Source organism: Aestuariispira ectoiniformans (assembly GCF_025136295.1).
GTDB classification, from domain to species: domain Bacteria; phylum Pseudomonadota; class Alphaproteobacteria; order UBA8366; family Aestuariispiraceae; genus Aestuariispira_A; species Aestuariispira_A ectoiniformans.
This window is the reverse complement of sequence record NZ_CP062788.1, coordinates 1,915,040-1,930,544: the sequence shown is the minus strand read 5'-3', so window position 1 is coordinate 1,930,544 and position 15,505 is coordinate 1,915,040. Positions and strand designations below refer to the sequence as shown.

General features: G+C 56.0%; 13 protein-coding genes. 4 read left to right on the top strand and 9 right to left on the bottom strand.

From position 1 onward, the window contains the following. Positions 1–184: 184 nt before the first annotated feature. The 4 genes from IF205_RS09260 to fdhD form a co-directional block, all read right to left on the bottom strand. Positions 185–1,387 carry a threonine ammonia-lyase gene (locus IF205_RS09260; RefSeq protein ID WP_259783008.1) on the bottom strand — a complete coding sequence of 401 codons (1,203 nt, stop codon included), beginning with the start codon at positions 1,385–1,387 and terminating at the stop codon, positions 185–187. Between the two features lie 131 nt (positions 1,388–1,518). Then, on the bottom strand, positions 1,519–2,139 hold the full coding sequence (gene mobA, locus IF205_RS09255) for a molybdenum cofactor guanylyltransferase MobA (protein ID WP_259783007.1): 621 nt from the start codon (positions 2,137–2,139) through the stop codon (positions 1,519–1,521). Next, a complete protein-coding gene (locus IF205_RS09250; protein ID WP_259783006.1) occupies positions 2,132–3,049 on the bottom strand; it encodes a diguanylate cyclase in 918 nt (305 codons plus the stop codon). The genes mobA and IF205_RS09250 overlap by 8 nt, the downstream gene beginning before the upstream one ends. Positions 3,050–3,054: 5 nt before the next feature. Next, positions 3,055–3,942, bottom strand: a complete 888-nt coding sequence (fdhD, locus tag IF205_RS09245; RefSeq protein WP_259783005.1) for a formate dehydrogenase accessory sulfurtransferase FdhD — start codon at positions 3,940–3,942, stop codon at positions 3,055–3,057. Between the two features lie 213 nt (positions 3,943–4,155). Between fdhD and moaA the strand changes: the two genes are divergently transcribed. From moaA to IF205_RS09230, 3 genes are all read left to right on the top strand, one after another. Next, positions 4,156–5,148, top strand: a complete 993-nt coding sequence (gene moaA / locus IF205_RS09240) for a GTP 3',8-cyclase MoaA (protein WP_259783004.1) — start codon at positions 4,156–4,158, stop codon at positions 5,146–5,148. Positions 5,149–5,282: 134 nt separating this feature from the next. Continuing rightward, positions 5,283–6,062, top strand: a complete 780-nt coding sequence (locus IF205_RS09235) for an NAD kinase (protein ID WP_259783003.1) — start codon at positions 5,283–5,285, stop codon at positions 6,060–6,062. A 28-nt stretch (positions 6,063–6,090) separates the two neighbouring features. Next, complete coding sequence (locus IF205_RS09230; RefSeq protein WP_259783002.1) at positions 6,091–7,542, top strand: mannose-1-phosphate guanylyltransferase/mannose-6-phosphate isomerase; 1,452 nt, start codon at positions 6,091–6,093, stop codon at positions 7,540–7,542. A gap of 7 nt (positions 7,543–7,549) precedes the next feature. Here the strand turns inward: IF205_RS09230 and IF205_RS09225 are convergent, their stop codons facing one another. Further along, positions 7,550–7,807, bottom strand: a complete 258-nt coding sequence (locus tag IF205_RS09225; protein WP_259783001.1) for a hypothetical protein — start codon at positions 7,805–7,807, stop codon at positions 7,550–7,552. A gap of 109 nt (positions 7,808–7,916) precedes the next feature. Here IF205_RS09225 and IF205_RS09220 point away from each other — a divergent pair, with 109 nt between their 5' ends. Then, positions 7,917–8,186, top strand: coding sequence for a hypothetical protein (locus IF205_RS09220; protein ID WP_259783000.1), 270 nt, complete (start codon positions 7,917–7,919; stop codon positions 8,184–8,186). On the opposite strand, the gene IF205_RS09215 is transcribed toward IF205_RS09220, so the two are convergent. From IF205_RS09215 to IF205_RS09200, 4 genes are all read right to left on the bottom strand, one after another. Continuing rightward, a complete protein-coding gene (locus IF205_RS09215) occupies positions 8,183–9,334 on the bottom strand; it encodes a glycine cleavage T C-terminal barrel domain-containing protein (RefSeq protein WP_259782999.1) in 1,152 nt (383 codons plus the stop codon). The two genes, IF205_RS09220 and IF205_RS09215, sit on opposite strands and share 4 nt — an antisense overlap. A 227-nt stretch (positions 9,335–9,561) precedes the next feature. Further along, entirely contained in the window at positions 9,562–10,929 is a 1,368-nt protein-coding gene (locus tag IF205_RS09210; protein WP_259782998.1) for an IS1182 family transposase, read from the bottom strand. 98 nt (positions 10,930–11,027) lie between these two features. Beyond that, on the bottom strand, positions 11,028–12,593 hold the full coding sequence (locus IF205_RS09205; RefSeq protein WP_259782997.1) for a trimethylamine methyltransferase family protein: 1,566 nt from the start codon (positions 12,591–12,593) through the stop codon (positions 11,028–11,030). Positions 12,594–12,780: 187 nt separating this feature from the next. Then, positions 12,781–15,036, bottom strand: a complete 2,256-nt coding sequence (locus IF205_RS09200; RefSeq protein WP_259782996.1) for a two-component system response regulator — start codon at positions 15,034–15,036, stop codon at positions 12,781–12,783. Positions 15,037–15,505: the final 469 nt, after the last annotated feature.

The following is a 15,505-nucleotide window of genomic DNA, read 5'->3' as shown; positions in this document are numbered from 1 at the left end:
AGAAATCTAATTCTACACAAATAATGTATAAATATAATTTTGGTAACTATTTTTACAACTCTTATACGTTATTACTTATTTATTCTAATAAGAGTTTTTTTTATTTCACATAGTATATTGAACAAATAAAAAAAGAGGGCGCTTTCGCGCCCTCTTTTTCGGCTTTCAATCCGGATATACGGTTTTACAGCAGCTGTACCGGGTATCCTTCGGCCTCCAGCTTCCCGACAATTACATGAAGCTGCGCCTCATCTCTGGTTTCCAGCGCAACTTCGATGCAGGTATCTTTCGCGGAAACATGCGTGAAGACCCGCTGGTGCGAGACTTCGACGATATTTCCGCCGTTTTCCCCGATTATCGATGAGACCCGGGCCAGTTCACCAGTCCGGTCCGACAGGCTGATCCGAAGGCGGGCCAGCCGCCCCTGACGAACCAGGTCACGCATCAGGACGGTCGCCAGCAGGCGTTGGTCGATATTCCCGCCGGATACAATCAGGCCAACGTTCTTGCCCTTGAAACGATCCGGAAACTTGATCATGGCCGCAAGGCCCGCCGCGCCGGCCCCTTCGGCGACGGTTTTTTCAATTCCCGCCAATAGAGAAACCGCGTTTTCCAGATCCCCCTCACCAACAAGCAGGATTTCTTCGACCTGCTCCCGGACGATTTTGCGGGTAATCTCGCCGGGATATTTGACCGCAATCCCTTCCGCAATCGTCGACCCACCGCAAACAGGTTCCCTGCCTGCCAGAATGTCATGCATACTGGCATAAAGTTCACTCTGCACACCGTAGATTTCGATATCCGGCTTGATCGCCTTGGCCGCAATCGCACAACCCGAAATCAGGCCGCCGCCGCCGATCGGCACCACCAAGGCGTCCAGATTCGGCAACCCTTCCAGCATCTCCAGGGCAACAGTTCCCTGCCCGGCGATAACATAAGGATCATCATAGGGGTGAATGAACGTATAGCCTTTGTCTTCACCCATCTGATGCGCAAAAGCCGCCGATTCCGCAAGAACATCACCGTGCAGAACTACCGTCGCACCATGTTCTTCGGTCCGTTCCACCTTCACCATCGGCGTATTTGTCGGCATTACGATTGTCGCCGGAATGCCCAAGCGACTAGCATGATAAGCCACACCCTGTGCGTGATTCCCGGCCGACATGGCAATAACCCCGGCCTTCTTTTCCGCATCCGTCAGGCTCAGCAGTTTGTTCAGCGCGCCACGCTCCTTGAAGGACGCCGTGAACTGCCGGTTTTCAAATTTCAGAAAGACATTCGCACCGGTTATATGGCTCAGCGTTTGCGCCTTGCGTTGACGCGTTTCCTGGATAAAGGGGGAAACCTTCTTTTGCGCCGCCAGGATGTCATCAATCGTTACCGACATCAGGATACCTCTTTCCTCGCCCGCGAAATAACGGGCCGACAATGGGAATTATTTATAAATCCACCTCCGTGGTACTCCCCCACGGCCCCTAGGTCGAGAAAAATATTCTGCGAAACGAACGTATATTCCGATTAATCGGACACGCCTTGCAAATAGGCTTCCGCCTCTGCCAGGTCTTCCGGGCGGTTCGCGTTGAAAAACGGGTCGATACCATGGCCTTCAAATGTAACGTCAGCCAGACGATAACGCGCGGTCCAGCGATCCACCTTGCGTATTTCTTCATCGACGAGGGCATGGCGCAAATCCTCGCGAAGCCGCACAGGCCAAAGCCCCACCACCGGCTGTGCCCGCTCGTTACTGCAGGCAACCGCCATATCCGCCTGTTCCCGCGCAATGGCGTCAAGACAGTCCGCCACAAGCGTCCTTGGCAGGAATGGGCCGTCGCCTGGAACCGTGACGATCCACTGCGCATCCGGGCGATGTTCCGCCGCCCAGTCGAGACCGGTCAAAACGCCCGCCAGTGGACCGGAAAAGCCGTCAACGACGTCAGGCACCACCGGCAGCCCGAAACCGTCAAAGCGCGTTGGAGCGCCATTGACGTTCAGGACAACCTCATCCACCTGCGGCGCAAGGCGGTCAAGAATATGCTTTAGAATGGGTTGGCCCGCCAGTTCCAGCAGGCATTTGTCACCGCCGCCCATCCTGCGTGCGAGACCACCCGCCAGCACAACGCCAATCACCGTCTCAGTCATCTTTTTCCCCCGCCCAGACACAAACCTTGTTCCGTCCGCTTTCCTTGGCCCTGTAAAGCGCCGTATCCGCTTGTTCAATAATGGATTTCAACGACACGCCGCTGCCCAGGCTTGCGATCCCAAAAGATGCTGTAACAGACAGGCGTGCGCCGCCTTCCACCACAATCGGCCGGTCAGCCAGGGCATGACGAAGACGTTCCAGAACACTGACGGCAGTGCCGGGGTTTGAATTCGGCAACATGATCAGAAACTCTTCCCCGCCATAGCGATAGATCGAATCGTAAGGGCGCAGTCGCGACAGGAAACGCCCCGCCGCCGCTGCAAGAACCTGATCCCCCACCGCATGACCATGGCTGTCGTTCACACGCTTGAAGTGATCAAGGTCCGCCAGGGCGATGCAGCACTGGCCGTCATTACGGACTGCGCGGTCATATTCTGCGGCAAGTTCCTGCATCATGACATGACGGTTATGAAGACCGGTCAGCGGGTCCAGCTCGGAGACCGCTTTACGGAAAGCATCCTGAATCCTGCGGGCCTGGAACACGAAATCGTCGGCCCTGCCGACAAAGGCGTCATAATCTTCGGTCGGGACCGGCTTTCCATCCGGCGCCCGCAGCGCCAGCATCCGCCCGAATTCGCAAAATTCCGCCAGGCACCGCTCCAGGTCCGCGAAGGCCGCCTGCTTCAGAAGCCCCTGCCCCCGATGCGCCGACAGCCAAAGCCCCAACCGCGTCTGAAGCACGGGATCATCGGCAGTTATATTTTCCGGCGGCATCTGGTGACAGACAATGGCCCGATGCCATTGTTGCAACCAGAGACGATGGTCATCCAGCGCCCGGTCCATGGCTTTTAACACGTCCTGCGCCGTGGCAGGAAAGGAGGAAAACGGATCTTTACGGGTTGGCGCCAAAGGCTTTACCCCTCTCTACTGGATGCGGCCTTCCGGCCAACCTTTTTCGGTTCTTCGGAAACCTTACTCAGGTCCGCATCAAATTCTATCCGATCCCCCCCGGATAGTGCGACAAAACGCTTGCCGCGCGCCCGCCCGATCAACGTCAGGTTGGCCTGTCGGGCAAGCTCTACCCCCCAGGCCGTAAAACCGGACCGTGACACCAGAATGGGAATCCCCATCTGGACGGTCTTGATTACCATCTCCGAAGTCAGCCGCCCGGTCGTATAGAATATCTTGTTATCCGGCTTTATCCCATGCAGGAACATATATCCTGCAATCTTATCAACGGCATTATGGCGGCCCACATCCTCCATATAGATCAGGGGCCGTCCTTCCTCGCACAGGACGCATCCGTGGATAGCACCCGCCGCAAGATAGAGACTGGGCACGGTATTGATCTTATGGGTCAGTTCATAGAGCCATGAGGTTTTGAGACATACGTCTGTCGGCAGGCGCACATCCTCGAACTTTTCCATAAGGTCACCAAAGACCGTGCCCTGGGCACAGCCCGAGGTCCGGGTTTTCTTTTTCAGCTTTTCTTCGTAATTGGTCTCGCGTTCGGTGCGGACCACAACGGTTTCAAGCTCTTCATCATAATCGACCGCAGTTACCACATCATCCGGGCGCAGCATATTCTGGTTCAACAGATAACCCACCGCGAGATAGTCCGGATAATCGCCAATCGTCATATTGGTGACAATTTCCTGTCCGTTGAGGAACAGCGTCAACGGGCGTTCCACAACAACGGAGATTTCCTGTTCCCGGCCCTCTTGATCAATCCCCTTGACCGCCTGGGTCAAACGAGAATTTTCAGGGTCGGGACGCAATAAAAATTCATTATATACTTCCATACCCGAACTATGTCCCGCCACATTCCACCTGCCAAGCTATCACTTACGCAATCAACGCAAATTGACCCCGCTCAAGGTATCGCAGGTCGCAATTTGATGATAAACATGCATTAAACATAGTTATTATGAGGCTGTCTTACAGGAACGCGTCTTGTTTTTGACTGGTAGACTTAACATATTCGTGGTTGGGACAAGAAGGTAGGGCTAACCATCATGATCGACCCCTTTGGCCGGGAAATCTCTTATCTGCGCGTGTCGGTGACCGACCGCTGCGATTTCCGCTGTGTCTATTGCATGTCCGAAGACATGACCTTTCTGCCCAAAACCGAGTTGCTGACGCTGGAAGAACTGGACCGCCTGTGCAGCACCTTTGTCGGTATGGGGGTGCGGAAACTGCGTATCACCGGCGGGGAACCGCTGGTGCGCCGTGACATCATGTGGTTGTTCCGCCGCCTTGGCCGCCATCTGGATGGCGGGCAGCTGGAAGAACTGACCGTTACAACCAACGGCAGTCAGTTGTCGCGCTTTGCCCAGGAACTCTACGACTGCGGCGTGCGCCGGGTGAATGTTTCGCTCGACACGCTCAACGCCGACAAATTCAAGGCAATCACCCGCTGGGGCCGCTTCGACCAGGTCATGGAAGGCCTGCAGGCCGCAAAGAAAGCCGGGTTACAGGTCAAATTGAACACCGTCGCCCTCAAAGGCGTGAATGATGATGAGCTGCACCATCTTGTCCGCTGGTGCGGGGACGAAGGTTTCGACCTTACCTTCATTGAAGTGATGCCGATGGGCGACCTGGGCACGGAAAACCGCCTCGACCAGTATTGGCCGCTCTCCATGGTCCGGGCCGAATTGGGCAAGGAATGGACGCTGGACGAAAGCAGCCACCGCACGGGCGGCCCGGCGCGTTACTGGACAGTTCGGGAAACCGGCCAGAAACTGGGTTTCATCACGCCGCTCACCCATAACTTCTGTGAATCCTGCAACCGCGTGCGCATCACCTGCACCGGTATGCTCTATATGTGCCTGGGGCAGGACGATTCCGCCAACCTGCGGGAACCTCTGCGCCGAACGGACGACGATACGGCCCTGCAAGCCGTGATTGAGGAAGCCATTTCGCGCAAACCCAAGGGCCATGATTTCATCATTGACCGCGACAGCGACAATGTTTCCGTCGCCCGGCATATGAGTGTAACCGGCGGCTGATCTCTTTTTCTTTCCAAATCAAATCGCTACACCCGTGACCGGCGTCATCGCTCTTTGCCTAATTCCCTGCGGCTGCTATACATCGAATAGAGACCATAGCGGCATGATCACGACTTCAGAATTTGAAAGCGCCTATGACGGTTCAATCGCTAGAGAAAAAGATCGCTGTTCTCGCCAGCGAAACGGATAAGGCCCATGCAGCCATGCGTGAGCTGCAGTCGCGTTATGAGACCGTGCCACCGGAAGATGCCGAAATCATCATCGCACTTGGCGGTGACGGTTTCATGCTGCATACGCTGCGCGACTATGTAGGCAGCGAAAAGGCAATTTACGGCCTCAACCGCGGTACCATCGGCTTTCTGATGAATGAATACCGCCCGGACGCACTGGGAAAACGGCTGGCGGAAGCCCAGACTGTAAAACTGCACCCGCTTCGGATGCGGACCGTAACGCAGAATGGCGACACAATAGAGGCCATTGCCATCAACGAGGTCTCGCTCTTCCGCGAAACGAGGCAGGCGGCACGTATAGACATCCGCATTGACGGGGTTGTGCGCCTGCATAACCTGGTTTGCGACGGTGTGATGGTAGCGACACCGGCGGGCAGCACCGCCTACAATCTGTCGGCCCATGGCCCGATCCTGCCTTTCGGTTCCGGGGTATTGGCGCTGACCCCAATCAGCCCGTTCCGCCCCCGCCGCTGGCGCGGTGCTTTACTACCGCAGAATGCCAAAATAGAATTCGAAGTTATCGAGAACCGCAAACGTCCTGTCAGTGCCGTTGCCGACGACACGGAAGTACGGGATGTGGTATCCGTGTCAATTCAGCAGGACCGGGAAACCGGCGTTAAAATCCTGTTTGATCCGGAGCACAATCTCGAAGAACGCATTTTGAAAGAACAATTCACCGCCTGATTGGGCTGCAAAATCTAGGGAGGCATCCATGGCCGGCACTCCGAAAATCTACCCCGTCATTCTGTCGGGCGGGTCGGGAACCAGGCTTTGGCCCATGAGCCGCGCGCATTACCCGAAGCAACTGTTACCGCTTGCCGGTGACAAGACCATGCTGCAGACGACGGCACTGCGCTTTGCCGACCTTGACCGGTTTGAGCAGCCGACGGTCATTGCCAATGACCAGCACCGCTTCATCGTGGCGGAACAGCTTCGGGAAATCGGGTTCAACTGGCAGGACCTGATTCTGGAACCTGTAGGCCGTAACACCGCGCCGGCCGCCGCCATTGCCGCCCTACGCCTGACAGAGCGCGATCCGAATGCCATGATGCTCCTGCTGCCGTCGGACCATGTCATCGGAGACCTTGGTGCCTTCCATGCCGCTCTGGATACCGCCCAGGCGGCCGCGGAGTCCGGATGGCTGACGACCTTCGGGATGGAGCCGTCGCGGCCTGAAACCGGCTATGGTTATATCCAGCGCGGCTCTCCCGTTGACGGAGTTGCCAAGGCATTCGCCGTTTCAAAATTCATTGAAAAACCCAATATGGAACGCGCGATCAAACTGATCGACCAGGGCGATGTCTACTGGAACAGCGGCATGTTCCTCTTTTCCGCATGGCAGTATCTGGAAGAGTTGCAGCGCTATCGCCCGGACATTCTGGACGCCTGCAAAAAGGCCCTGTCCAAGGCTTCATCCGACCTGGACTTCCTGCGTCTGGACCGCGATGCGCTTGAATCCTGCCCGGCGGACTCGATCGACTATGCCGTGATGGAACACACAAAACGCGCCGCCGTTGTTCCCGCCAACATCGACTGGAACGATGTCGGGGCATGGCAGGCGTTGTGGGATATCTCGGAAAAGGATGAAGACGGCAATGTCCTGATCGGTGACGCCGTCACCAACCACAGCAGTGATTGTTATATCCGCGCCCATGACCGGCAGATGATTGCGGCCATCGGCGTGTCGAACCTGACCATCGTTGCAACGAATGATGCGGTTCTGGTTACGGACAACGATCATTCGCAGAAGGTCAAGGATATCGTCGAGACGCTGAAAAAGGATGATCGGCCGGAAGCCCTGCATCACACCCGCGTTTACCGCCCGTGGGGCAGCTACCAGGATATCGACGAAGAAGAACGATTCCGTGTCAAACGTATCGTAGTCCAGCCCGGCGCCGTCCTGTCCCTGCAACGCCATCAACATCGTTCGGAACATTGGGTAGTTGTGAAGGGCCTCGCCAAAGTACGCTGCGGCGGGGATGAATTCCTGGTCAACGAGAACCAGTCCACCTACATCCCGAAACAAACGATCCACCGTCTGGAGAATGTCGGCGAGGATCCCCTGCATCTGATCGAGGTGCAGGTGGGCGACTATGTGGGCGAGGATGATATCGAACGCCTGGAAGACACCTATGGCCGGGAAAACACGATCCCGGTCGAATGACGACCCGTTACTGTTTGCTGGCTTCCGCCGCCTCGGCTTCGGCCTTTTCAAGGGCGGCGGCAGCTTCACCGTAAATACGCCCTTCCAGGGATAACTCCAGGAAGCGGATATAATCCTTCTGGTCGCCAATCTTGCGGCGGGCCACTTCAATCACGTCAAACGGGTTGTCCGCGTCCAGATCATAACGGCGAATCAGGACCAGCATTTCTTCGGTCACTTCATTCAGGCGTTTCTGCATTTCCACCATGCTCGGCATATTCGTCATGGTAAGCCTTTCATTTCACAGCTTTTCATTGACCGCGCTCGGCGTTCCGGGCCATGCTTAATCCCAGCAGGCCGATTGCACAACCCAAACCACGAGAAAGGGCAGTCCCATGACCCGCTTCCTGGTATCAGACGAAAAACCGGACGGATACAAACTCGAAGACATCCTGACGGTCTTGCGCAACGACGTCATCACCCGCTGTGGGCGGATTGCCGAAGACAAGCGCCCGGAAGCCCAGCATGTCCTCAATAATAACATCAAAATCCTGCAGCTTCTCGAAGACGCCGTGAAACTGTCAGAGGATTCCAGTCACGTTCTCGACAAGGCCTTCGGTCCCAGCCAGGCATCCAAGGGCGGTCCGCCGCGTATCGGCAGCTAATCCCCCGCCGCCAATTCTTTCTTCGGATCATAGAACGGCACTGAGGTGATCTCCGCATCGACCTTGCCTGCGTGCGTTTCCACCGTGACCGTTGACGACAGGGCACAATCTGCGTCGAGCATCGCAAGGGCGATATTCTTCTCCAGCCGGGGCGAATAGACAGCGGACAGAAGGTCACCGACCGACTTGCCAGATTGGAACACGGGCCACGGCCTTCCGTTGGATTCACCGAGACGGGGTTCCTGCCATTGCAACCCCACCATCTTCTTCCGCACGCCAGCCTTTTTGATTTCAGCCAGGGCAGCCTTGCCAACAAAGTCAGCCTCCATATCCAGGTCGACCAGCCGCCCCAATCCCAATTCATAGGGGCTGGCATCCATCCAGAAGTCAGAGCCGACTGAATACATCCCGCCCTCGATCCGCCGGATTGTGTTCGGCACGCCGGGCTTTATCCCGAATGCTTTTCCCACGGACATAATCCTGTCCCAGAGCCAGTCCCCTTTGCTGCCGTCCCTGAGGAAGACTTCATAGCCCTTTTCGCTGCTCCATCCCGTTCGCGACAAGACCACAGGCACGCCGTCCAATTCTACCTCACGGAACCAGTAATACTTCAGGTCATCGATCCAGTCCCCGAAAAGGGCCCGCACCACATCGGCACTTTTCGGTCCCTGAACCTGCAGCGGGGATACATCCGGTTCCAAGACCAGCACATCAAACCCTTTCGCAAAGGCAAGCGCCTTCGCCCAAAGCAGGATGTCGCTGTCCGCCAGACTGAACCAGAAGCGGTCTTCGGCAAGTTTCAGCAGGATGGGGTCATTCAGGACCATACCCGCCTCGTCACAGATCAGAGCATATTTGCACTGGCCTACCTTCATGGCAGACAGGTTTCTGGGGGTCAGATACTGGGCAAAGGCGGCGGCATCGGGGCCATGGATTTCCACCTGGCGTTCCACCGCCACATCCCAAAGCGTCACCCCCGTAGTGAGATTGTGATATTCCTCTTCCGCCGTGAAATAGGCAGCCGGCATATGCATGTGGTTATAGACGGTGAAGGCCTTCACGCCGGATCGCATGGTTGCATCGAAAAAAGGAGATTTCCTTACCCGATTGCCAAAGGCAATGCGCGGGGTGCTCCGGTCCTGGGTCATAAGCCATCCTCCAACCCGGTTGCTGTTGCCCCTCACCTAATCACCAAATGGTCCGCCCTCAAAATGATGATTTCTCACCACTGGTTAGCGGACCTAACCACCAAACAAAAAAGGGAAGGCAAAGCCTTCCCTTTCAGACCGTTGACAAACCCCGTCGATATTCGGCGGGGTTTAGTTTTGGATGTTTGCCGGTTGTTATTGAGGGAGAGTGAGAAGTCCCCTTTCGATCAGATCGGGCTGGTTTCGGTTTTTGGAACCATTGCGAGGGCGATTTTCTTGATGTTTTGGGCGGCGGCGGCGAGCAGGCATTGCGTTTTGACGGCGATGAGGCCGCGGAAGCGGGCGTATCGGTGTCCGAAGAGCTGCTTTGCGTCGGCAAAGGAGCGTTCTACAGTTTCCTTGCGTCTTTTATAGAGCCTTTTGCCCCAGTCGGTGAGACGGTGGGCGTCCGTGCGCTCCCGGGCGTCCTGCCAGACATGGCGGGTGACGGTTTTGGTGTGTTTGGCGCTGCCGGTGCAGGAGGCAAGCAGCGGGCAGGTGGCGCAGACCTTCGGGTCGCTTTTGTAATGGCGATAGCCGTTGCGGTCGGTGGTGGCATAATTCAGGAACTGGCCCTGCGGACAGCGGTAGCCGTCTGACTGCCGGTCGTACTGATAGTCCCGCTTGCGCAGCATGCCTGCCCGGTGGTTCGGGCGGCGATAGCCGGTCACACCGAGGATATCCCTGTCTTCCAGCCCCTTGGCGATGCCCGCCGTGGCATAGCCTGCATCCAGCCCGACCGCCTGGACATCCAGGCCGAAGCGGTCCCGCTGCCGGTCGAGCCGGTCCAGATAGGGGATACTGTCATGCACAGTGGCCGGGGTGGCGTGAGTATCGGTGATGATGCCATAACGCCCGTCCACCGTGCGATGATCCAGATAAAAGAACCCCTTGGGCTTGCCTTCACGCACCATGTAACCGGCTTCCGGGTCGGTGCGGCTGACCTTGGTCTCCTTTTGCCCGGGCGCGCGTTCCTTCGCCTTCAGCGGCTTTTTGGCATGGGCCGCCCGATCCTCCTCAACCGCCAGGTCCAGCGCGTCCCAATAGTCGGCCCGGGACTTGGCGACCACTTGGCTGTCCCATTTGTTCTTGTTGGCATTGGCCTTCAGATGGGTGCTGTCGGTATAAAGCACCGTGCCGTCCACAAGACCCTTGGCAATCGCCTGTTCGACAATGTGATCGAAGATATCCTGCGCCACAGACACATCCCGGTAGCGGCGGCGGCGGTTCTGCGACAGCGTCGAGGCATCGAACACCTTGTCGGTGAGGCCCAAGCGCAGAAACCAGCGATAGGCTACATTCACCTCGATCTCCCGCACCAACTGCCGCTCCGAGCGGATGCCGAACAGGTAGCCGATGAACAGCGCCTTGAACAGCATCACCGGGTCCAGCGCCGGGCGGCCGTTATCCGCGCAATACAGACCGGCCACCCGGTCGTGGATAAACGAAAAGTCGATCACCGCATCAATCTTGCGAAGCAGGTGATCCGCAGGCACCAGACCCTCCAATGTCACCATCTCAAGTCGGCCCTGTTCAGGCTGGGGCTTCTTCAACATAAAAACATAGAATCACAAAGGCCCCGCTTGCGCGAGACCTTTGTCAGCAGTCTGAAAGGGAAGGCAAAGCCTTCCCTTTTGTCAGACAGAAGCCTGTCTTAGATATTGGAATCCGGCACAGCAGCCTTCTTCTTGGCGATGAATTCCTGCAAGGCTTCGTCAACGCCCGGATCAATCGCCGGTGCTTCATATTCGTTGAGGAGCTTCTTCCAGTATTCGTTTGCACGGACTTCCATCGTCTTGGAGCCTTCAGACTCCCACTGTTCGAAGGAGTTGTTATCCGCCAGCGGAGAGCGATAGAAGGCTGTCTCGAAGTTAGCCTGCGTATGTGCACAACCAAGGAAGTGGTTGCCCGGGCCGACCTCGCGGATCGCATCCATGGCCTGACCATTCTCGGACATATCCGGACCGGTCAGCAGACGACCGATCATCGCCGCCTGGTCTGCGTCCATCACGAACTTTTCGTAGCCCATGGACAAGCCGCCTTCCAGCCAACCAGCGGTATGCAGCATGAAGTTAACACCGGCCAGCGCCGCGGTCTGCAGGGTGTTGGCCGATTCGTATGCGGCCTGCGCATCGGGCACTTTGGATGCGTTCAAACCGCCGCCGGAACGGAACGGAACACCCAGACGGCGTGCCAACTGTGCAGCACCATACAACACCAGGGACGGTTCCGGGGAACCGAAGGTCGGCGCACCGGACTGCATGGAGATGGAGGAGGCAAAGGTACCGAACACAACCGGCGCGCCTTTACGCACCAACTGGGTCAACGCCATGCCCGCCATTGCTTCGGCCAGAATCTGAGACAGGGTCCCCATCACGGTAACCGGGCTCATCGCGCCTGCCAGAATGAAGGGCGAAATCACACAGGCCTGGTTGTTACGGGCATAAACCTTCAGCGCACCCAGCATGGTATCGTCAAAGACCATCGGAGAGTTTGCGTTGATCAGGTTGATGACCACACAATTCTGGTCGACGAAGTCTTCGCCGAAGGTAATTTTAGCCATATCGACGGTATCCTGCGCACGTTCCGGCGCAGTGACAGAGCCCATGAACGGCTTGTCTGAATAACGGATATGGGAATAGACCATGTCGAGATGGCGCTTGTTCACCGGCAGATCGACCGGTTCACAAACCGTACCACCGGAATGGTGCAGGCCCGGCGACATATAGGCGAGCTTCACAAAATTCCGGAAGTCTTCGATCGTTGCATAGCGGCGGCCTTCATCCAGGTTGCGGATGAAAGGAGATCCATAGGCCGGAACCAGAACGGTATGGCCGTCACCGATTTTCACCGTACGCTCTGCATTGCGAGCGTGCTGGGTGATCATGGAAGGCGCGCTGTCCGTGATGATCTTGCGAAGCATGCCTTCTTCGAAACGGACCCGCTCACCCTGGACGTCGGCACCGGCGTCTTTCCAGATCTGAAGCGTTTCCGGATCATCACGAAATTCGATCCCGATTTCTTTCAGGATGATATCCGCGTTGCGTTCGATCGTGGCCAGGCCTTCTTCATCGAAGATTTCAAAATAGCCGATCTTCCGCGTGATGTAGGCCGGTGCCTTCTCGCCACCGCCGGACCGTTTTGCCTGGCGCGCCGCACGACCGCCACCACGGCCTCCGCGTCCACCACGACCACGGCCTTCTACCTGCGCATCGCTCATTTCCTAATCCCTCCGGGAAAGCATTGTTAGCTGAATTCAATTACAATTGAATACGCTTATGCCTGTTGATGCCCTTATATACCTCTAAATTCGCGACGCGAAACTTTCGTTCAGGCGTCATACCGGCGAAATGATCGCTTTAGAGACGGCAAAGCGAGGCAAATATCATCAAGACAGGACCGTTTCATCACGATTTGTGAATAAACTCTTCCACCTTCTCTTTCGGGAGTGGCTTGGAGTAATAATATCCTTGAATCTCATCACATTTCAGGGCTGCAAGGAAATCCACCTGTTCCTTGATTTCCACCCCTTCGGCAATCACGCGCATCCCGAAATTATGGGCCAGCGTGATAATGGCCTCGACAATCACCGCATCGCCGGAACGCCGGGCCATATTGGTGATGAAGGAACGGTCGACCTTGAGGACATCCACATTCAGCCGCTGGAGGTAGGAAAGAGAGGAATATCCTGTCCCGAAATCGTCAATCGCCAGCGTCACACCGATTTTGCTCAATTGCTGCAGCACATCCAGCGCCTCTTCGACATCGGCCATGATGACGCTTTCGGTCAGTTCCAGCTTCAACTGTTTTGCCGGCAATTGCGTTTCTTCCAGGACCGCGGCCACGGTCTGGGGGAAATCACCCTGATAAATCTGGTCCATAGACACGTTGACGGATACCGGCAGTTCGCAAAGTCCCTGATCCCGCCATTCCTTTGCCTGGCGGCAGGCTTCCCGCAGAGCCCAGTGCCCCGCCGGAATCATAAGGCCGGAACGCTCCATTTCCGGAATGAACAAGCCCGGCGGAATAATTGATCCGTCCTTCTTGCGCCAGCGCATCAGGGCCTCAAAGGCCACGGGCTTTGCATCGGACACACGGACCACGGGCTGATAATAGAGAATGAATTCCTCCGCCTCTATGGCCTGACGGATATCCGAAACCATCTCCGCACGGCGGATGACTTCCTGTCCCATGTCCGGCGTATAGAAAGCAAAGGTATCGCGCCCCTGCTCCTTGGCGTTCCTCAATGCCAGCCAGGCTTTGCGCATCAGCGATTCGGAGGTTTCCCCCTCCCGGCTTGCGCCATCGACAAGCGCAATGCCCAAGGTGGAATGAATTGGAATGTCATAGGCGGCGACATTGACTTCATGCTGGAGACTGGTCTGGATTTCACCCGGTTCAAAAGCCACCGCATCCTCGCCCGCGACTTTATAGATCATTCCGAATTCGTCACCGGATATCCGGCAAACCGCAATACTTTCTGAACCGATGCCACGCAGGTGGTCGGCGAAAGACTGCAAAACAAGGTCGCCGTTTTCCTGACCGACGAGATCGTTGATATCGTCGAAATGGTCGAGGTCCACATCGACCACGGCAAATTTGTCATCATCGGAAGAAGCCGCGAGGACACTTCTCAACTTTTCAAGGAAATAGGCCCTGTTACCCAGTTTTGTCAGATGGTCCTGGAAGGCCAGATTGGTCACATGCTGATAAAGATCGACATTATCGAGACCGACGGCCGCATTGGCGCAGAAAACCTTGAGCAATCGCTGCTCGGACGGACCCAAGGGGCGTTCCAGGGCCGCCCAGACGACCAACCGACGGTCATGCTGTGTTTCAACATAGACACAGATTTGACCTTCACCATACACATGGCCGCGCGACTCGAAACACGTCTCGATCTGCGTTTTGGCCTCTCCAATATCGCCAATCTGCGAAAGCTCTCCCCGACTGTCCGCGAAGCGGCCACCTCCGGCAAAGGCAAGAATTCCGTCTTCGCCATCATTCCAGTCTGTAGCGACCAGGTAGTCACCGGATGCAGGTAGGAAGTCCAGCAATTGTGCGGAAAATGCCGAAACATACTGATCGGTATCCCGGAGTTGCATCAGGTCCGCAGCACCTTCCACGATCCGCTCCAACCCCGACCGGTTGGTATTGATCTCGAATAGCTGTTCGAACGACCGCAAGGCTGTGGTGATCGTGGTGAACAGTTTTTCCTGGGTCAGTTCGGTCTTGGTCTTGTAATCATTAATGTCATATTTGGTTATGACTTCCCATTCGGGTGCCACACCCGGCTGGCCCGTGCGCAGGATGATGCGAATTTCCTTATTGTTAAGCTCGTTTCGCACATAGTCGATCAGACGCAGGCCGGCATCATCCGTTTCCATGACGACATCCAGCAGCATGACGGCAATATCGTCATTTTTTGCCAGGTAAGCCTTTGCCTCGTCAACGGAATACGCATGCAACAGGTTCAGCGTTTCACCGTTATATTCAAAATCGGAGAGAACAAAGCGGGTGCTTGTATGTATAGCCTCGTCGTCATCGACAACCAGAAGCCGCCAATGGTGATCTTTCGTTTTGGCCTTATCGGTGACAGAGGCATCATCCTCCAGGAGAAAGTCCTCATCATCGTCCGACCGAATTAGCTGCCCACTCGACATATTTTACCGTCTCTAACCTGCCCCTTGAACACTGTTTTGACTGATATATCCGACAAACAGCACTCAATCCTCGCCTAGCATAAATCATTTAACGCCTACAAGGACGACATACTTTTCCATTACTTTTCGTTGTAGTGCGGATTCGTTAACAATGGGCTAACATCACCCTTCGCACTAGCCGACATGCGACAACCTATAGCTGTTCACAAACCAGGAAGAAAAGCAACCTCACGACAGTTCGTCACGGTTGTTGGCTTCCGGCTCCATTGTACCCCATTTCTCCCTTGGAACGATAACCAAACCGGACAGGTGGAAAGAGTCGTCAAACAGTAAGTGTCATTCGCCACCACACCGCTGTCGCGATGCCTATTATAAATGCCCTGCCGTGCAACAGCGCCAGGGGCGAGTGCGCTCAATCATAAGAAAATGTCGTAACGCGCGCAGTCTTTGAAAACGGACGGCATAGGAT